The organism is Staphylococcus sp. Mo2-1 (assembly GCF_046721385.1).
GTDB lineage: Bacteria > Bacillota > Bacilli > Staphylococcales > Staphylococcaceae > Staphylococcus > Staphylococcus equorum_A.
This window is the reverse complement of record NZ_JBEUUK010000001.1, coordinates 707,595-728,752: the sequence shown is the minus strand read 5'-3', so window position 1 is coordinate 728,752 and position 21,158 is coordinate 707,595. Positions and strand designations below refer to the sequence as shown.

At 34.4% G+C, this 21,158-nt stretch carries 13 protein-coding genes and 6 pseudogenes; all 19 read right to left on the bottom strand.

Annotation, left to right across the window (positions count from 1 at the left end; translation table 11 throughout):
• Positions 1-8: 8 nt before the first annotated feature.
• Positions 9-620: an orotate phosphoribosyltransferase gene (gene pyrE, locus ABLV95_RS03800; RefSeq protein ID WP_427704809.1), complete on the bottom strand. Its 612-nt coding sequence runs from the start codon at positions 618-620 to the stop codon at positions 9-11.
• A pseudogene (pyrF, locus tag ABLV95_RS03795) lies at positions 613-1,316 on the bottom strand (orotidine-5'-phosphate decarboxylase). The gene pyrE and the pseudogene pyrF overlap by 8 nt, the downstream one beginning before the upstream one ends.
• Positions 1,317-1,424: 108 nt before the next feature.
• A pseudogene (gene carB / locus ABLV95_RS03790) lies at positions 1,425-4,599 on the bottom strand (carbamoyl-phosphate synthase large subunit).
• Positions 4,592-5,692, bottom strand: coding sequence for a carbamoyl phosphate synthase small subunit (locus tag ABLV95_RS03785; RefSeq protein ID WP_021338704.1), 1,101 nt, complete (start codon positions 5,690-5,692; stop codon positions 4,592-4,594). The pseudogene carB and the gene ABLV95_RS03785 overlap by 8 nt, the downstream one beginning before the upstream one ends.
• Positions 5,692-6,967 (bottom strand): annotated as a pseudogene (locus ABLV95_RS03780) (dihydroorotase). The gene ABLV95_RS03785 and the pseudogene ABLV95_RS03780 overlap by 1 nt, the downstream one beginning before the upstream one ends.
• Positions 6,945-7,866, bottom strand: a pseudogene (locus ABLV95_RS03775) (aspartate carbamoyltransferase catalytic subunit). The pseudogenes ABLV95_RS03780 and ABLV95_RS03775 overlap by 23 nt, the downstream one beginning before the upstream one ends.
• Before the next feature lie 29 nt (positions 7,867-7,895).
• Positions 7,896-9,204 (bottom strand): annotated as a pseudogene (locus ABLV95_RS03770) (uracil-xanthine permease family protein).
• A 277-nt stretch (positions 9,205-9,481) separates the two neighbouring features.
• Positions 9,482-10,009 (bottom strand): bifunctional pyr operon transcriptional regulator/uracil phosphoribosyltransferase PyrR, encoded by a 528-nt coding sequence (pyrR, locus tag ABLV95_RS03765; protein ID WP_460872589.1) that lies wholly within the window; start codon positions 10,007-10,009, stop codon positions 9,482-9,484.
• A 525-nt stretch (positions 10,010-10,534) separates the two neighbouring features.
• A complete protein-coding gene (locus ABLV95_RS03760) occupies positions 10,535-11,455 on the bottom strand; it encodes an RluA family pseudouridine synthase (protein ID WP_426428843.1) in 921 nt (306 codons plus the stop codon).
• A gap of 12 nt (positions 11,456-11,467) precedes the next feature.
• Positions 11,468-11,944, bottom strand: coding sequence for a signal peptidase II (lspA, locus tag ABLV95_RS03755; protein WP_002507923.1), 477 nt, complete (start codon positions 11,942-11,944; stop codon positions 11,468-11,470).
• Between the two features lie 559 nt (positions 11,945-12,503).
• Positions 12,504-12,977, bottom strand: a complete 474-nt coding sequence (locus ABLV95_RS03750) for a CHAP domain-containing protein (RefSeq protein WP_460872588.1) — start codon at positions 12,975-12,977, stop codon at positions 12,504-12,506.
• A gap of 4 nt (positions 12,978-12,981) precedes the next feature.
• Complete coding sequence (locus ABLV95_RS03745; RefSeq protein WP_460876439.1) at positions 12,982-13,776, bottom strand: VOC family protein; 795 nt, start codon at positions 13,774-13,776, stop codon at positions 12,982-12,984.
• Between the two features lie 191 nt (positions 13,777-13,967).
• Positions 13,968-16,720, bottom strand: a pseudogene (gene ileS, locus ABLV95_RS03740) (isoleucine--tRNA ligase).
• Positions 16,721-16,976: 256 nt separating this feature from the next.
• On the bottom strand, positions 16,977-17,594 hold the full coding sequence (locus ABLV95_RS03735) for a DivIVA domain-containing protein (RefSeq protein ID WP_427704832.1): 618 nt from the start codon (positions 17,592-17,594) through the stop codon (positions 16,977-16,979).
• A gap of 157 nt (positions 17,595-17,751) precedes the next feature.
• Entirely contained in the window at positions 17,752-18,531 is a 780-nt protein-coding gene (locus tag ABLV95_RS03730) for a YlmH family RNA-binding protein (RefSeq protein WP_069832905.1), read from the bottom strand.
• Positions 18,532-18,637: 106 nt separating this feature from the next.
• On the bottom strand, positions 18,638-18,928 hold the full coding sequence (locus tag ABLV95_RS03725; RefSeq protein ID WP_426428849.1) for a YggT family protein: 291 nt from the start codon (positions 18,926-18,928) through the stop codon (positions 18,638-18,640).
• A gap of 12 nt (positions 18,929-18,940) precedes the next feature.
• Positions 18,941-19,537 (bottom strand): cell division protein SepF, encoded by a 597-nt coding sequence (locus tag ABLV95_RS03720; protein ID WP_460876437.1) that lies wholly within the window; start codon positions 19,535-19,537, stop codon positions 18,941-18,943.
• Positions 19,538-19,542: 5 nt separating this feature from the next.
• Positions 19,543-20,217 (bottom strand): YggS family pyridoxal phosphate-dependent enzyme, encoded by a 675-nt coding sequence (locus ABLV95_RS03715; protein WP_460872585.1) that lies wholly within the window; start codon positions 20,215-20,217, stop codon positions 19,543-19,545.
• A 17-nt stretch (positions 20,218-20,234) separates the two neighbouring features.
• Positions 20,235-21,023, bottom strand: coding sequence for a peptidoglycan editing factor PgeF (gene pgeF / locus ABLV95_RS03710; protein WP_285323019.1), 789 nt, complete (start codon positions 21,021-21,023; stop codon positions 20,235-20,237).
• Between the last annotated feature and the right edge of the window lie 135 nt (positions 21,024-21,158).

Below are 21,158 nucleotides of genomic sequence, written 5' to 3'. Positions count from 1 at the left end.
CTCACATTTTAAGACAAGTTGTCTCGCCATTCAACTAATGTATCAATATCATTGTCAGAAATGTCTCCCTTTTCTTTAGCTACCTCAATTAATTCATTATAATTACTTAAAGTAAAGAAAGGTATTTGGGCTTCTTTAAATTGTTCATCCGCTTTTTTTAGACCGTACGTAAAGATAGCTACTACGCCAAGAACTTCAGCTCCTGCTTCTTTTAATGCCTCTACAGCAGTTATAGAAGATCCACCTGTTGAAATTAAATCTTCAATGACTACCACTTTTTTACCTTTGCTTAACGCACCTTCAATTTGGTTTTGTTTACCATGGCTCTTACTCTTAGAACGCACATAATTCATCGGTAAATCTAGCGCTTCAGAAACATAGGCAGCATGTGGAATGCCTGCTGTTGCAGTCCCCGAAACGATTTCGACATCCGAAAAATTATTTTTAATTAACGAACTTAAACCATCTCTAATATTACGTCGTACTGACGGATGACCTAATGTCACACGGTTATCGCAATAAATAGGTGATTTAATACCTGAACTCCATGTAAACGGATCGTTGGGCGAAAGTGAAACTGCTTTAATATCTAATAGTGATTTTGCTATTGCTTTAGCCATTCTTACTTAACCAACTCTCTTTAATTTTATGATAACTTGCGACCGGATTATCACTTTGCGTAATTGGTCGACCTACTACAATATGTGTCGAGCCTAATTGTTTCGCATCTTCCGGTGTAGTAATCCTTTTTTGATCATTTGAATGCGCATTTGCTCGGTCTGATACCAGGTGTTACTTTTAAGAAGTTTTTACCGAGTTCACCTGTAAGTAATGCTCGCTTCAAGCGGTGAACATACGACACCGTCTAAACCAGACGTTTTGGCTAGATACGCATAATTAAGCACTGCATCTTCTATAGAACTTTGAATGTTTTGTTCATTTCTTAACATAGATTCTGTAGTTGAAGTAAGTTGTGTAACTGCTATAATTTTAATATTTTGGTTGTGTTTTCTTAAACCTTCTAATGCGCGTGTCATCATTTCAGTTCCACCAGCAGCATGTACATTGACTAAATCAACGTTTAATTTACTTAACCCTTCCATTGCCTTACCCACAGTATTCGGTATATCATGTAATTTTAAATCTAAAAAAATATCATGCCCACGTGCTTTAATAGATTCTATAAATTGTGGTCCAGTTTGATAAAAAAGTTCCATACCCACCTTTACAAAAAGTGGCTCATCAAATTGATCTAAGAATGCATCCACCGTTTCTGATGAATCAAAGTCTAGTGCGATAATTGGTAAATTATTCATAATATGTTCTACACCTCGTATTTTAAGATCTTCTACTATATGAACTAAGATAAAATAATGTTATGCACTCGCACTGTTATTTTATCTTAGTGGTATCAAACTTAACTATTACATATTTTTCATTGTAAATGTCATGCTTTCAATCACTGACGTTAGTGCATCAGCTGTGTCTAATGAAGTGAGACAAGGTACGCCATTTTCAACTGATGTACGTCTGATTTGGAAACCATCACGTTCGAATTCCTTACCTTTCGTCATCGTATTAACTACAATTTGTACTTCACTTTGTTGAATACGCGTTAATAAATCATCTTCTTTGCCAATTTTACCAACAATTTCTGTTGGTATATGATGCTCAGCTAATTTATTCGCAGTACCTTCAGTTGCTAAAATTTTATAGCCTACTTCATTTAAACGATGTGCGATACTGACTACTTCTTCTTTATCTTTATCACTCACTGTCATCAATACAGTACCATGATCTTTTACTTCCATACCGTCGGCTGTTAATCCTTTGAATAGGGCTTTTTCCATTGTTGTATCTTTACCCATAACTTCCCCTGTTGATTTCATTTCAGGTCCGAGCGTAATATCAACATTTTTTAACTTATTAAAGCTGAACACTGGCGCTTTGACAAAAACACCTTCAGCATATGGTTGTATCCCTGCTTTATAGCCTAAGTCTACAATTTTTTCACCCATAATCGCACGCATTGCTAGCTGAGCCATCTGGATGTCCGTAATTTTACTTAAAAATGGTACCGTACGACTCGAACGTGGGTTCACTTCTAAGACGAAGACGCCATCATGAGCGATAACAAATTGGATATTAATTAATCCTATAATATTTAATCCTTTAGCTAGTCTAATCGTATAGTCTTCTAACGTATCCATTTCTTGTTGCGTTAATGTTTGTGGTGGATAGACTGCTATAGAGTCACCTGAGTGAACACCAGCTCTTTCGATATGCTCCATAATGCCAGGGATTATAACAGTTTCCCCGTCAGATATGGCATCCACTTCAATTTCTTTACCTGTCAAATAACTATCTACTAGTACCGGATGATCTGGGCTCGCTTTAACTGCTTGGTTCATGTAATCTTCTAGTTCTGCATCACTATTCACGATTTCCATCGCACGTCCACCTAATACATATGAAGGTCTTACAACAACTGGATAACCAATATTCCTTGCATTTTCTAATGCTTCTTTAGGAGACGTTGCTGTTTTACCTTTTGGTTGAGGCACATCGATTGTGTGTAATAATGCTTCAAATTCTTTACGGTCTTCAGCACGATTTAGATTTTCTAAAGATGTTCCTAAAATTTGAACGTCATGTTTAGCAAGTTTATCTGCTAAGTTGATAGCTGTTTGACCACCAAATTGTACAACCACACCCTTAGGTTGCTCTAAATCAATAATATTCATAACATCTTCTTCTGTTAATGGCTCGAAGTATAACTTATCAGAAATTGAAAAATCTGTTGATACAGTTTCTGGATTGTTATTAATGATAATTGCTTCATAACCTGCACGTTGGATTGCCCAAACTGCATGCACTGTTGCATAATCAAATTCTACACCTTGTCCTATACGAATTGGTCCTGAACCGAGTACAAGAATTTTTTCTTTATCTGTAACAATAGATTCGTTTTCGTATTCATACGTACCGTAATAATATGGCGTTGCTGATTCAAACTCTGCAAGCACAAGTGTCTACCATTTTATAAACTGGCGTTATACCATTTTTTATTCTTAAATCATGAACTTCTTCTTCGGTCATATCAAAACGGTGTGCAATGACACGATCACTAAAGCCGTAATCTTTCGCAAATTTCAGATATTCGATGTCACCTTTATTAGCCTTCAAATCATGCTCAATATTAATGATGTGTTGGAATTTATTTAAGAAGAAGTAATCAATTTGTGTCATTTCATGAATTTCTTCTAATGTTGTTCCGCGACGAATCGCTTCACCTATAAAGAATAAACGTTCATCATCTTGGTCATTGATACGTGCTTTAATATAATCTAAATCATATGAATCTCCGTTAGGCAAACCAAGGTGATGTACACCATATTCTAATGAACGGATTGCTTTAAGTAATGACTCTTCGTAAGTTCTACCAATTGCCATAACTTCACCAGTTGCTTTCATTTGTGTTCCTAAAACACGTTCACCTTTTTCAAATTTATCAAATGGGAAACGTGGGATTTTCGAGATAACATAATCTAAAGTTGGTTCAAATGCCGCGTAAGATGTTTCTGTAATTGGATTTAACATTTCATCTAACGTTAAACCAACTGCAATTTTAGTCGCTAGTTTAGCAATTGGATATCCTGTTGCTTTAGAAGCTAATGCTGATGAACGGGACACACGTGGATTCACTTCAATAATATAATAATCCATAGAGTGTGGATCTAAAGCTAATTGCACGTTACAGCCGCCTTCTATTCCTAAGGCACGGATTACTTTTAATGACACGTCACGTAGCATCTGATATTCAATGTCTGACAATGTTTGGCTCGGCGCCACAACAATCGAATCACCTGTATGTATACCAACTGGATCAATATTTTCCATATTACACACAACGATTGCGTTATCGTTTTTGTCACGCATTACTTCATATTCAATTTCCTTGAAACCAGCGATTGATTTTTCAATTAAACATTGTGTTGCTGGACTATAATGTAGACCGTTCGCTACAATTTCTTTAAACTCATCATCATTATGACAAATACCACCGCCAGTGCCTCCCATTGTAAATGCTGGTCTTACGATGAGTGGATAGCCTACTTTTTCTTTAAACATAAACGCTTGTTCTACGGTGTTTACAATATCACTTTCAGGCACAGGTACCTCGAGTTCATTCATTAATGATCTGAATAATTCTCTATCTTCTGCCTGTTGGATAGATTCTAATTTAGTACCTAAAAGTTGCACATTGTTTGCTTCAAGTTCACCACTATCATGTAGTTGAATGGCCATGTTCAATCCTGTTTGTCCACCTAATGTAGGTAATAATGCGTCCGGCTGTTCTTTACGAATAATGCGAGCTATGAAATCATGTGTTAATGGTTCAATATATACTTTATCTGCAATTTCTTTGTCAGTCATAATTGTTGCTGGATTAGAGTTTACTAATATTACACGGTAGCCCTCTTCCTTTAATGCTAGACAAGCTTGTGTTCCCGCATAATCAAATTCTGCAGCTTGACCAATGATAATTGGTCCGGATCCAATAACTAAAATCGTTTCTATATCTGTACGTTTAGGCATTTGACATACGCTCCTTCGCTTTAAAATCATTCATCATATCGATAAACTCATCAAATAAGTAATTTGAATCAGATGGTCCTGGACATGCTTCAGGGTGATATTGAACTGAAAATGCTGGTAATGACTTATGTTTTAAACCTTCTACCGTTCCATCATTGATTGCAATATGTGTAATTTCTAAGTCACTATCAATTAATGAGTCTTTATCGATTGCGTAACCGTGGTTTTGACTCGTTATTGCAATTTTTCCTGTTTTGAGATCTTTTACAGGATGATTGGCACCTCTATGACCAAATTTCATTTTGAATGATGTGGCACCTTGAGATAAGGCGAAAAGTTGATGTCCTAAACATATACCAAAGAACGGAACGTGTCCTAGTATACCTTTAATCATTTCAACTGCGATTTTTACTTCTTCAGGGTCTCCTGGTCCGTTAGAAAGCATTACCCCATCTGGAGTCATTCTCATAATTGCCTCAGCTGAAGTATCATATGGTACGACGGTTACATTACAACCACGCAAATTCAATTCTCTAACGATATTCTGTTTTTTACCAAAATCGACTAATACGACACTCAAATCATAACCAGTTGAAACGTAAGGTGTTTTCGTTGATACTTCTGTCACCTCATTTTTAGGTAATTCAGTCGTTTTTAACTGTTCTACTAATGATTCAATTTCAGCTTTATTATCAGTATAAGCTGCTTTTAACACGCCGAAATTTCTGATTTTTCTGGTAATACTACGCGTATCAACACCTGAAATACCTGGAATATCATATTCTACTAATACGTCATGTAATGTCTTTTGTTTTCTGAAATTGCTTGGATGATCACTTGCTTCTTTAACAACTACACCATTTAGGGTAGGTACAAGTGATTCAAAGTCATCTCGATTTATACCATAATTTCCGATAAGTGGATATGTAAATGTAATAATTTGACCCGTGTATGACGGGTCCGATATTGTTTCTTGATAACCCGTCATTGCAGTATTAAAAACAATTTCTCCTACTGTTAATTGGTCAGAACCAAGGGGATAGCCTTCGTAATATGAACCGTCTTCTAAAACTAGATAGCGTTTCTTCAACATTATTGTTCCTCCTTAAATTTAACTTCACCTTCAACCATTGTTAATACTGGCGTACCATATACTTTATAACCTATAAATGGCGTATTACTTCCTTTAGATGCAAAATCCTCTGCTTTTATTTCACTTTCCTCATCTAGGTTAATAATTGTTAAATCTGCTAATCCGCCTTCTTCTAATGTACCATAAGGTAACTCGAAAGTCTGAGCTGGTTTAATCGTTAAATAATCTACTAACTGTTGTAACGACCAATCACCATTTTTTACAAAATGCGTATACAATAATGGGAAAGCTGTTTCGCTTCCAACAATACCAAATGGCGCTTTTGTCATAGGCTGTGCTTTTTCTTCTGTAGCGTGTGGCGCATGGTCTGTTGCAATACAGTCTATCGTACCATCTAATAGGCCTTCAATCAGTGCTTCTCTATCTTCTTTGCTTCTTAATGGAGGATTCATTTTATAAATCGCATCATCACCTGGAACATTATCTTCAGTTAATAATAAATGATGTGGTGTAACTTCTGCTGTCACATGTATCCCTGCTTTTTTAGCATCACGAATTGCTCTGACACTCTCTTTCGTAGATACATGACATACATGATAATGTGCGCCGACCGCTTCTGCTAATAGCACATCACGTGCAATTTGTACTGCTTCACAAATATTTGGAATACCAGGAATGCCTAAAGCTTCACTGCGTTGCCCTTCATGCATAGCGCCACCATAAATTAAACTATTATCTTCACAATGTGCTACGACTGCTTTATTCACTTTTGCTGCCGCTTGCATGGCCTCATACATCATATTAGCTTGTTGAACACCAACACCATCATCTGTAAATGCAAACGCGCCGTTGTTAGCAAGTGTTTCAAAATCGACATGTTCTTTACCAGCTTGTCTCACTGTAATAGCCGCGTAAGGTAATACTCTTACTTCAGCGTTATCTTCTATTAATTGATTTAAATGATTTAAATTTTCTTCTGAATCAGGTACCGGACGTGTATTTGGCATTGGGCAGACGGTTGTAAATCCACCTCTTGCTCGCTGCTTTTGTGCCCGTTGCTATTGTTTCTTTATGTTCCCCGCCTGGTTCACGTAAGTGCACATGTACATCTACTAAACCTGGAGAAACAAATTGTCCTTTAACATCTATAACTTCAGTATTTGTATCTACCTCAATTTGCGTAGCTATTTGTTTAATATGTTGTCCTTCAACTAAGATAGACACCGTTTCAAATTCACCATTTTTTAAGATTTTAGCATTCGTTAATAATTTCATTTGTTTCTGCCCCTTTCGATTGTAAAATATAATCTATAACCGCCATGCGTAAGTACATGCCATTTTCCATTTGTTTGAAAATGCGTGATTTTGATGCTTCTACAAGTGAATGTTCTATCTCCACACCTCTATTTACTGGTGCTTGGATGCATCACGATTGCTTGTGATTTCAGCCTATTATATCTTTCTTGCGTTAAACCGTATTGATTATGATAGTTACTTACTTCAAATTGTGTTGTGTTCTCATCAGTATGTCTTTCGTGTTGTACTCTTAATAACATTACTATATCTACCTCATCTATAACAGTATCAATATCTTTATACGGCGCATCTAAGGAATCATCTTTCCAAGCATCTGGGCTAGAAAACATTACATTAGCACCAAGTGTTGTTAGACTTTGATAATTACTTCGAGCGACACGAGAGTTTTTAATATCACCACAAATTAAGATATTTAAGCCTTCAAAAGTTTGATATTCTTCGTAGATTGTCATGATGTCTAATAAGCTTTGTGTCGGGTGTTGCCCACTGCCATCTCCTGCGTTAATAATTGGTACGTTAAGCGATTTTAATTCGTCATAATAAGTGGTTTGTGAATGTCTTATTACCAGAACATCTGCACCTACTTGTTCTAAAGTTTTACATGTGTCATATAATGTTTCCCCTTTTTGAACAGAAGATGTATTTGTTTCAAAATCAATTAATTTCAGTCCTAATTTTTGTTCTGCTACTAAGAAACTACTTTTCGTACGTGTTGAGTTTTCAAAAAATAAATTTGCTACAAATTTATCTTCATAACGTCGAGGTTCTAGTTCACCTTTTTTTATTGCACTCGCACGTTTGACTAATTCATATATTTCATTTGTAGTTAGATGTTCCATCGACAATAAGTTATCCAATTTTTTAGCCTCCTCATAATGATCAATGCTTATTTATTCGCTGGTGTTTCCTTAGGTAAGATAAGATTGAGTATAATGCCTGCTAAAGCTGCTAATGCCATGCCTTCTATTTGCATATTGATACCGATGCCATTTAAGTTAAAGACGAGATTACCAATACCAATTACAAGGATGACTGATGCAATAACAAGATTGCGGTTACTTGCAAAATCAACTTCACTTTCGACTAGCATCCTCAGACCACTTGTCGCGATAATACCAAAAAGTAATATTGATACGCCTCCCATTACAGGTGTAGGTATAGATGAAACGAGCGCTGTAAATTTACCAACAAACCCTAAAATAATAGCAATAACTGCTGCGCCTCCGATGACGTAAACACTATAAATTTTTGTAATGGCTAAAACGCCAATATTTTCACCATAAGTCGTGCTTGGGGGGCCACCAATCAAACTTGCAAACATGGTAGAAACACCATCACCAATAATCGAACGATCTAAACCTGGATCTTTAAAAAAGTTACGCCCTACAATTTTGTTAATAACCATTTGATGACCAATGTGCTCACTTACAGTCACAAAGACAATAGGAATCAGGACAATGATTAATCCCATGTGAATGGATGGCGTATAGTCTTTAAATGGTAAATACACGTCCGGAAATTGTAACCATTTTGCTTGCGCTATTGGCGCAAAATTGACAAGTCCCATCAATGCTGAAAGGATGTAACCTGTGATAATACCAATTAATACTGGTATCAAAGATAGGAAGCCTTTGAAATAACCCTGCACTATGATTGTTACAATTAATGTGGTCATTGCTACTGCTAAATAACTTAGATTATATCCTTGCATCTCTGAGGAATTCTCAAACATTGCCATATTCACTGCCGTAGGTGCCAAACTTAACCCTATAACCATAATGACTGGTCCTACAACAACCGGCGGCAGTAAATGCATCAGCCATGCTGTTCCAGTTAATCTAATTGCTAACCCTATAAGTACATACATTACACCGCTCATAAACAACGCCATCAACATGTCACCTAAGCTATGTGAATTAAGTCCTGTAATAATGGGTGTAATAAATGCAAAGCTCGACCCTAAGTATGCTTGGTATCTTCGCTTTGGTAATTAGTATGTATAACAATGTCCCTACACCAGAAGCTAATAACGCTGAAGATATAGGTAATCCTGTTAAAAATGGTACGAGTACAGTTGAACCAAACATCGCAAATAAATGTTGTGTACTCAGGAATGCCCATTGTCCTAATTTAGGTCTATCTTGCACATCTAATACTGGCTTAACTGTCCGTTCAAACATTGTTTCATTTTCCATGTCTTATGCTTCCTCTCATAAAAAAATCTCTTTACATTAAATTCATGTAAAGAGACTAAAAAGTATATATCTTGATTATTGCTAAGTTGATTTATAGCCATTGACATTTTGACTATAGATAACTCGCAATAAAACAAAGTATATGTGAAGAGGAATGTTATCAACATCGTGCATTTGACAACTATAAATGAATTGCTTACGTATCTAATGCTTAGATCGTAGCTGAAAATTTAAATCCTCTTCCCTTTTCCAGTCTCTCGTACTGAATTAAAAGGTGCTATTCAATTACTACTGCATTTCTATCATCGATTTCTTCAAGAAAAACTGCCACAGCTTCTTCCCTTGCTGTTGGTATGTTTTTACCAACAAAGTCTGCACGTATCGGTAATTCTCGATGTCCTCGATCAACTAGTGTAGCTAAGCCTATTTTCTTAGGTCTAGCGTATTGTAACACTGCATCTAAGGAAGCCCTCACCGTTCGTCCTGTATATAAAACATCATCAATGATAATTACGACTTGATTTGTAATATTAACATCAATTTCATATGCGCTTTCTTCAGCTTCGTTTATTGTCTGTTCTAAATCATCTCTAAATTGAGTGATATCAATCGTTCCAGTTGGTACAAGTTTCTCTTCTATGCGTTCAATTTTTTGTTGAATACGTCGCGCTAAAAATGCACCGCGCGTTTTAATACCTAGCAATATTAAATTATCAGTACCTTTATTATACTCTAAAATTTCATGTGCAATACGTGTCACCGTTCTTTGAATCGTCGCTTCATCCATAATAACTCGTTCTGACATTTTAGGCACCTTCCTTAATTTGATAAATATCTATCTCATTTAATACAAAGAAAACCTCATGCCTTTATTAAGACATGAGGTTTAGTTATAAGGTATCATAAACAAACAAGAGATTTATCTTCACTTAACTTAGATGCTTTCTCTACACAGGGATTTAACCGCTATGTTTCCCATTGCGCTGATAAACTTCAGCTACAACAGTGTTCATTTGTTTTCACAAACACACAATATGTTTATGTACCTTATATTAACTACATGTCTTCGAAGCCTCTCTGGACTTTCATTTAAAGACGTATGACGTTCTATTAAACTGTCACTATATTACCATGAATACAATTCACTTGCAAGCGGTCAATTAAAATTCAAGTTAATCATTAGAAGATGTTTATTTCATTCATACGGTGATTTTTCTTGCTTATAAACAAACATAAAAAAGCTACTAGGTTCTAAATATAGAATTCTAGTAGCTTGTGCTTATATATTAACTTGAAATCTTCAAAACTTTATCTTTCAAGTTCATGCTTATTATTTAGTATCACTTTTACGAATATCTTCTAATAATTGCTCAAAGTCTTCAGGGAGTGGTGTAGACTTTTCAATATATTCTTGTGTCACTGGGTGTTCAAAACCAATGATACCTGCATGTAGTGCTTGTCCACCAATATTCAGGGTTTTCTTCTGTCCATATTTTGGATCACCTACAAGAGGGAATCCAATATATTTCATATGTACACGTATTTGGTGTGTACGCCCTGTTTCTAATTCACATTCTACTAAAGTATAATTGTTAAAATGCTCTAATACATTAAAATGTGTAACAGCTTCTTTACCATCATCAACCACTGCCATTGATTGACGATCGTTTTTATTTCTACCAATTGGTGCCTCTATTGTACCGTAATCATGCGGTATATTGCCGTGAACAAGTGCTACGTATTTACGTGTCACAGTTTTCTTAACTAATTGATCCACTAAACTACGATGTGCAATATCATTTTTGGCTACCATTAATAGACCAGATGTGTCTTTATCAATACGGTGTACAATACCTGGACGTACTTCACCATTAATGCCAGATAAATTTTTCATTTGATACATTAAACCATTTACAAGTGTCCCTGTTGAATGCCCAGCTGAAGGATGCACCACAATGCCTTTAGGTTTATAGACGATTGCTACATCATCGTCTTCATAATATATATCTAAATTTAAATTTTCTGGATTGATATCTGCTTCTACAATTTCTTTTTCAGTTACTACAATATGGTCGTTTAACTTCGTCTTATAATTTGGCTTAATTAGCTTATCATTTACTTTTACAAGTGATAATTTAATCCAATCTTGGATCTGTGTACGTGACCAATCTGAATTGAATTCAGGTAATACTTTGTCGATACGCTGGCCAGCGTCATCTTTATTTTCTATTTTATACTCATGTATAGTCATGCAAAATCTCTCCTATTCTTCGTTCTTCATATCTGTTAACAAAGCGATAATAATTAACAAAACGCCTATCGTCAAACTAGAGTCAGCTACATTAAATATTGGGAAGTTATAACCAAATATATATGTGTCAATAAAGTCAACAACTTCGCCGTGCAACACGCGATCAATAAAGTTACCTAAAGCACCCGCAAATAATAAACTAATAGCGATTTGCATTAACAAACTGTGTTTTGCTTCTTTAATATAAAATACAATGAGCACTACGAGTATAATAACTGTAATTATATAGAAAAAGCCCATCTTCCCGCTCATAATACCCCAAGCGGCACCATCATTTCTGTGAGAAGTTATATTTAAAAAGTTGGGAATAACTTCAAATGTTTCTCCAACCTTCATTGAACTAGCAACAATAAATTTTGTGATTTGATCTAATATTAATATAACGATTGTTATGAATAAAGAAATACCAATATAGTACGGACGTTTCATGTCTGTACCTCCTATTCTAATCTCAGTCGCTTTTACAACATCTTTCATTATATCCTAATCAAACTTATAAAAAAAGTTACAGTTTGAATATCTGGTAAAAAAGTTACATTATTAATACTTAAAAGGCTAATATTATTCACATATACAATAAACCAATTAAAAAATCATCTACATTTAACAATCAAACGGCTCACCATGTTGCCTAGTTTTAAATGTAGATGAAATATTTTATGTTGATGTAATAACAGCATGATATAGAAGCGCCTACACCCAAGCATATGTTTCAACATGAGTTGAATACTGCAAGTTGAAGTTGTGCCCGCGGAAAGCATGCACAAGTACTGTTACAAAATAAAAAACTATACAAATATATATTAAATAAATCTTGCTATTAACAACATAGACATAAGTTATCGAAAACATATTTCCTATTATTTTACTATTAAATCAAGGTAATGACTTGTGCTGACTCCTGCGGGAAAAGCAAGTGCCGAAGACTACAGGCTGAGGCTGTGCCCGCGGAAAGCATGCACAAGTATTGCCTTTAATACTATTATCTTTAAACACTTGCATTTTTCTTAGGATGGATATATTTATAATCTTTAACTTCGTCTTTCGTTATAATTCGGTTTGATATTTCAAAAGGCTTGTTATAATTCATTTCACTCACTTCTAATGAACCATTGTCATTTTGTTGTTCAATATAAGCTACATGACCATACTCACCTTCAGCAGTCTGTAAAATGCTCCCTACCTTAGGTGATTGATTTACTTTATAGTCACTTTTTTGTGCAAACGATGCCCAATACTTTGCGTCGTTCCAATTTTTCCCTATTTTCATACCATCTTCTCTTACTTTTTCAAAGACGTAGTGCGTGCATTGTCCTTTAGTATACGTATTATATTTCATTGGATCTAATGACCAAAAATGATTTGTTGGCTCAGTCATATCTTGGTTATCTAATCCTTCATATGCAGCGACAACAATAATAATAGCACTTATCGCAAACATCGTACCAAGTCTTTTTTTCATTAATTCACACGACCTTATTATAATTAAATCGAAATTGTATACCATCTGGGCCTGTTAATAATTTGTGAGTAGTTTCAGGGTAATGAAAATCAATAATTGCTAAACCATATGTTCTATTATTTTCAATTCGTTTAATACTTGATAGCCAATTATTAACCACTAAATGTTGGTGATAACCATTAGAGGATAAGTAAAATGCGCCATCTGTTTCTAATGATGATGTTTCAAGTCCGAAATAATTATTATAGTACTGCTTTACTTTGCTTAAATCAATTGATTTTAAATTCAAATATCCAATGACGCTTTCATCTGGAATACCTTGCCATTTTTCATTTGATGTAAACGTTAATAGATTTGGCACGTTAATCGGTTGCGTTTCAAGCACTACTTTTTCATCTTCAAATAACCAGTCTTCAATTGGATTATCAACATAAAATTCTAATCCATTGCCTTCAGGGTCTTCTAAATATAATGAGGTTGTCACATCATGCTCTCCACCATGTACTGGAATACCCGCTTCACTTATTTGAACAAGCAAATCTGCAAGGTCTGTCTTTGCGTGCAACCTAATCGCCAAGTGAAATAATCCTGCTTCTGAATGTAATGGTTCTCTGCCCTGTATAACTTGATTAAAAGTCATAAAATGATTTAAATTACCAATCTCATATTGGATTGTTGAATAAGATTCATTTACTACATTCATACCTATGATGTTTTCATAAAATTGTTTCATTTCATCTTTATCTCTAACATTTAACGTAATGCCATTTACAAAATGTGCGCTTTGACTATGGAACATGTATAACACCTTTCTAAAACTCTAATAAATTCAGTATACTTGAAATCCATTTTTATACATTAAAAAAGCTCATTCAATACTATTATTCTTATTTATTTCTTCATAATTATCTTAGTAGTTCAAACATGAAAAGAGCCTGAGACAAAATACATGTCTCAGACTCAATTATTAATAATTGATGGTACTATGTTTTATACGAGTGTCTTTACAACTTCTTGACAACGCGGACATAAATCATCAAGTTCGCCAACTGAACCGAGTTCTTCACTATAATTCCAACAACGTTGACATTTTTCACCATGTGCGTGTTCAATACGGATATCACCATATTGATAAGCCACACCGTTTTCAACTGATTCCACTACTTCTGCTTGAGAAGTGATGAATAACTGCTGTAAATCAGAGAATTGTTGTAAAAATGATGTTGCATCAAAGTTCTCATTACTGCCAATTATAACTTTAGCTTCTAACGATTTACCAATTACTTTTTCACCACGTGCTCGCTTCTAATGCACGGTTAACGTCATCACGTAAATTCATAAATGTATTCCATCTATCTAAAAATTCACGGTCAACTTCAGTGCGTTCTGGCATACGAGTTAAGTGAATACTTTCTTCTTCAACATGAGGAATATGAGACCACACTTCTTCAGCAGTATGCACTAAGATTGGTGCTAATAGTTTCGTCATATCCACTACAATTTGGTATAACACTGTTTGCATACTACGACGTTTATGAGAATCACGTTCTTCAATATATAAAATATCTTTACCATAATCTAAATAGAAATTACTTAGTTCTACGTTAATAAAGTTTTGAACTTCTTGATAGATGTCTAAGTAGTCATAGTTATCATAATGATCTAAAGTATTTGCTGTAAATTCACGTAGTCTATTTAATAGATATTTATCTACTTCTAATAAATCTGCTTCAGCTAATGCATCGGTAGCAGGGTTATAATCACTCACGTTCCCTAACATAAATCTTAATGTATTTCTGATTTTACGATACACATCAGAAGTTTGTTTTAAGATTTCATCTGAGATACGAACGTCAGCTAAGTAATCAACACTACTTACCCAAAGTCGTGCAATATCTGCACCTTTTTGTTTAACAATTTGATCTGGCACAATCACGTTACCTAATGATTTACTCATTTTTTTACCTGATCCGTCCATAACAAAACCGTGAGATAAGAGCATTTTATATGGTGATTTACCTCTTGTCGCAACAGAAGTTGTGATTGATGAGTTAAACCAACCACGGTATTGGTCACTACCTTCAATGTATAAATCAGCTGGATAAGATAGTTCCGGACGGCCTTCTAAAACGCCTCTGTGAGAAGAACCAGAATCAAACCAAACGTCCATAATATCTGTTTCTTTAGTAAATTCACCATTTGGACTACTTGGGTGTGTAAATCCTTCTGGTAATAAATCTTTTGCATCACGTTCAAACCAAACATTAGAACCAAATGTTTCAAATAAATCTGCAACATGATTAACAGTTTCGTTTGTCATGATGATGTCACCATTTTCAGCATAAAATACTGGTAATGGTACGCCCCATACACGTTGACGTGAAATAACCCATTCACCACGGTCACGGATCATATTGAAGATACGTGTTTTACCCCAATCTACTTTAAAATCAGTTACTTCGATTGCATCTAAGATATCTTGACGTACTTTATCAATAGAAGCAAACCATTGTGGCGTTGCTCTGAAGATAACAGGTTTTTTCGTACGCCAATCATGAGGATAACTATGTGTGATAAATTCTAAATTTAATAAAGCGTCTTTTTCTTTTAACACATCCGTAATTGCTTTATTAGCTTTGTCATAGAACATACCTTCAAATTGACCAGCTTCTTCTGTAAAGACACCTTTATCATCAACTGGGCTAATTACAGGTAATTTGTACTTCTGACCAACGATATAGTCATCTTCACCATGACCAGGCGCTGTATGAACACAACCTGTACCAAGCATCAGTAGTAACATGTAAGCCATTGATAACCAATGAAACACGGTCAACAAATGGATGTTGTGTTTCCACATACTCTAATTCTCTACCTTTAAATTCTTTTTCTAATTCAAGCGTGTTTTCATCCCAGCCTAATGCTTCAACAACATCACTCGCTAAGTCTTTACCGATAATGTATTTTTTACCATTCACATTATATTGACCATAAGTTAAATCAGGATGTACTGTAATCGCTACGTTAGAAGGTAATGTCCATGGTGTTGTTGTCCAAATGATGAATTTTGCATCTGAATCTACAACGCCCTTACCATCTTTAACATCAAATGCTACGTAGATAGAAGCCGAACGTTTATCTTGATATTCTATTTCTGCTTCTGCAAGTGAAGATTCACTTGATGGTGACCAATATACAGGTTTTTTACCTTTATAAATTAATCCTTTGTCTGCCATTTCGCCAAATAAACGAATTTGCGCTGCTTCATATTCTGGTTTTAACGTGATATATGGATTGTCAAAATCACCTTTAACACCTAAACGTTTAAAATCTTTTTTCTGATTTTCAATTTGTTCTAAAGCAAATGCTTCACATTTTTTTCTGAATTCAGCAATAGATAATTCTTTACGTTTAACACCTTTTTTAGTTAGTGCTTGTTCAATAGGTAAACCGTGCGTATCCCAACCTGGGACGTAAGGTGCATAAAACCCACGCATTGATTTATATCTAATCATCATGTCTTTTAAGATTTTATTCAGTGCATGTCCCATATGCAAATTACCATTAGCATATGGTGGGCCATCATGCAAAATGTATGATGGATTCCCTTCATTTTTATCTAACACTTTTTGATAAATGTTTTGAGCTTCCCATTCTTCTTGGATCTTAGGTTCTTTATTTGGTAACCCTCCGCGCATTGGGAAATCTGTTTTTGGCATTAATAACGTTTCTTTATAATCCATTTTATACACTCCTTGTTTCGATTTTCATACTAAATTCAATTCATTCGTACAATAAAAAGAACTCTAAGTTCAATTAACAGGGACGATTAATACCGCGTTACCACCCTGATTAACTCAACTTAGAGTTCTCTCATTGTTCATATATTTTTTTAAAGTAACAGTGATATAAACATCTTACATATGAAAGGCTCTCACTGTCCCTAACTCGCTTTGATATGCAAAAAGATGCTTACGCGTCTGTTATTTATATTAATTACTATTTTTTATCTGTTTCAGTATTTGTAGCCTGAGCGTCTGCTTCTGCAGTACTATCTGCTTCTGCTTTCGCTTTCCTCGCTTTTTCTTCTTCAGTCAAATCATTTTCATGTAAATGATTAATATTCTCTTGAGTTACTTGTTCAGAATCAAGATCATAATTTAATAAATAATCCCAATCTTCGCTTTTTAGTAAATCAAGTTGAGCCTCAACTAACATACGGAAACGTGATCTAAATATTTTTGATTGGCGTTTCATGTCTTCAGTTTGGAATGAAAGACGACGTGCTTTTTCAACTGCATCATTAACGATTTTATTAGCTTCACTTTGTGCTTTAGAAACTGTTGCTTCAGCATCTTTAGTTGCAGCTAATTTTGTTTCTTCCCCAGCTTGTTTCGCATGAATTAAAGCATCACTTACAGATTGATGAACATCTTTATAAGACTGGATGTTTGTATCTTTATCTTCAATGACTTTCTCTAATTGCTTTTTGTCTTCTTTTAAACGTTCAATTTCGTTACTTAGTTGTTCTAAATAGCTTTCAACCTCAGTTGGTTCAAAACCAGTTTTTACGCGTGTAAAGTCTTTGTTTTTTATTTCATTTGGTGTAAAAGGCATGCGTTATCCTCCTTCTATAATACACTATTTTAGCACTGCTTTAAATATCTGAAATAGTGCTTTATGTCTATATTTTCTATTTTTTTATAATCATTTGTATGCATTCTTATTGATTAAAATCTAATTTGATTTGTTTATACGTTAGATAAGTATAACATTATTTGAATAAAGTTTTATACGAAATTCTTACTTTATCTTTTTTAGTTTTACCACCAATATCAGTAATCATTGCTCTACCATAACCTTGGATTGACAATAAGTCACCACTATCAAGTTGAAAATCTGTAGCGTCAATCATTGTATGATTGACCTTGACACGCTTTTTATCAATTAATTGTTTAGCAATTGTACGTGATTTGCGAATCATTTCTTTTAGGATGACATCTAAACGTAAACCACTCACAGTAGTTTCATATGTTTGCCAATGCTCTTTTGATTGTATCATATCTTTTATAGGAATAGAATTAAGTTTAACTGTAGCACCCTTAATTCTATTTAGCTCTAACATAATATAAGATTCCAATTGCTTTGTCAAAGTAAATTGAATTGAGTCATCTACAATAATATCTCCTAATTGTTCTCTTTCTATCCCTAAAGACATAATTGTTCCTAATATATGTTGATGTTGTAGCGTTACAAACTTTTGAGGATAGTCTATTTCAAGCAATACAATTTCAAACAGTTCTTCTTCTGGCACAAAATAATCAGGCGCAACAATGGCCCTTTTGCGTTCTGCATAAGGCCCACCAAAGAATGTCACTTCTAAATCACCATAGCTACCGACTATGACACTCATAATATATTGTCCACGTGGATCTAGAAATGGTGTTAGTATAGGCGCATACTGCTCATTCGCACGATTACACTTATCTATAAGTTGATCTATTAATTCATGTTCTTCTTTTCTAAAATGCTGATAAATATCGATGCTAATCACTCCACATACAAGAGAAAGCACCTCGCGTCATACAACGTTAGGTGCTTCTCATTTATTTTATACATTAGTTATAAGTAAACTTAAATTCTATTCAACGTAAATTTATTTAAGCTAAATTACTCAAAATTAGATTAAAAATACTCGCTAAACCTAATCGGAATAAGTAAAGTACAATTATTGCAACAATTGATGATATATCAATCATACCAATTGGAGGAATAATTTTACGGAACTGTTCTAAAAATGGTTCATAAATTTTAGCCAAAAATTGACCGAATTTATTTTCTCGTGCATTAGGTATCCATGACATAAAGAAATAAACAATCATTCCGTAATAATAAATTTGAACCAAGAATAAAATAAAACTAAATATACTTCCTAATAAACCTATATCCATTTATTATTACCTCTATTCACCTTGGTATTCCATATTTTCTATGTGATCTGTTATACTACCGCCTACTTCTATATTATCTGGAGTACATAAGAATATATCTGATCCTACGCGTTGAATGTCTCCACCGATTGCATAAACTGTACCGCTTAAAAAGTCGATAATACGTTTAGCAGAAACTTTATCAATACGCTGTAAATTAACTAAAGTTGCGCGACGATTTTTGAGTTCGTCTGCAATATCTTGAGTATCTGAAAAAACACGTGGTTCAAATAAACACATTTTAGAACTTTCTTCTGTAAAACCGAATTGATCTTGTTCTTGATTATTCATATTCACAACGTTCCTTGCATTATTTTTTGATGAAGTGTTATTCATTTGATACTTCCTTTCACCTGAGGATTGCTGTAATCTTGATGACTGCTTTTTGGGAACGGATTGTATGGATCTTTGTCGCTCTGTATTTTCATTATTTTTATATTCATTGAAATTCGTTTGAGACTGCGCTTGTTGCTTGTTTTGTTGTCTACCTTGTTCTTCTTCTGGTGCTTCTAATTCGTGATCTTCTTCTTCAACCACGAAAAATCCACTAAATAAATCTTTTAAAGCCACGGGGCTCACTCCTCTTTTCCTACAAGTTTAGTCCCAATTCTCACAAATGACGCACCTTCTTCAGCGACTAAGTGGAAATCATTACTCATTCCCATCGATAACTCAGTACATGGTGCATAATTTAAATTGAGCGCTTTAATCTCATCTCTTTTATTCTTTAATGATTGAAATAAGCTTTTTATATATGACTCGTCATCAGTTAATGGAGCCATAGTCATAAGACCAACTACTTCTAAATTTTCATATTGTTCCAACGTTTCAATAAAAGTATTCACATCTTTCAATGCAACACCTTGTTTAGATTCTTCACCTGAAACATTTACTTGAACAAAACACTTTATTTTGTGTTCCGCCCTTTTGTTAATTTCTTTTGCTAATTTAAGACGATCTAATGCATGAAAGTAATCAATTTCATTAATCACTTCTTTCACCTTTCTTGTCTGTAACGAACCAATAAAGTGCATTACAATATCATCAGGTAAAGCTTCTTTTTTAAGTTGAAATCCTTCTAAACGATTCTCACCGAAATGTCTAATTCCCGCATTATAAGCATCATTAGCTCGGTCTATTGTAACATACTTTGTCACTGCAATCACGTTTGGTAACGTTGAAATATTACCTTTTTCGCAGTATGTTTTTAATTGTTTTTCAATTTGTTCTAAATTCTGTTGTACGTTCAAATCTCTACACCTCTTCATTATTGACCGATAAATGCTAACATGCGGCCAGTATTCCCTTTCTCTACTCTATATGAGAAAAATAAGGATAAATCTTCAGATGTCGCATAGTTGGTAATATAAATATTATCTTTAGGAACACCTGCATTTTCAAGTAATAAAGCATTTGCACGTTTTAAATCAATGCCATGTCTGTCATTGGCTCTTGTCTTAATGTATTCATTTATGTCTATCGGTAATGATTCAAATTTTGCTTTAATATCATCATTAATTTCATAAGTTGTAGAAGTTGCGGGTCCAATAACGATATTCAAATCATTTAAATTAAAATCGATATAGCGGATGACTTCATTCACAATTTGACCGACAGTACCCCTCCAACCAGCATGTGCTAAAGCGATGTAATGATGTTTTTCGCTATAAAAATATATAGGTACACAGTCCGCGTAACACATTGTAAGCAGAAGATCAGATTCATACGTATATAATGCATCTACACCATGTAAAGCATCCGTTAAAATATCAATATTCGTACCTCTATCTTTAGCTGTCACCTCTACAACTTTATTTTCATGCGTTTGTATAGGAAATACCCACTGTTCTCTCGGGTATTGAATTACAGCCGCAAGCTCTTCTTGGTGTTGTGTAACGTGTTGCGGATCATCGTTAATATATCTAGCCATATTAAAAGCTGATTTGGGATAGGGACTCAAACCTTCTTCTCTTGTTGTTATACCCAATTTTACATTATTTAAATGGCTATCCTCATATTTCAATATATGATTATCTTTAATAAATTTATCATGCATACTATGACCCTCCATTAATTAAAACTGCAATTTCCCGCTATGACTTCTTATAGGAGACCCGCGACAATAATTCATTCTAAAATCTCAGACAAATATATGATTAAGTTATACTCATAGATAGCAATAAAATTCAAA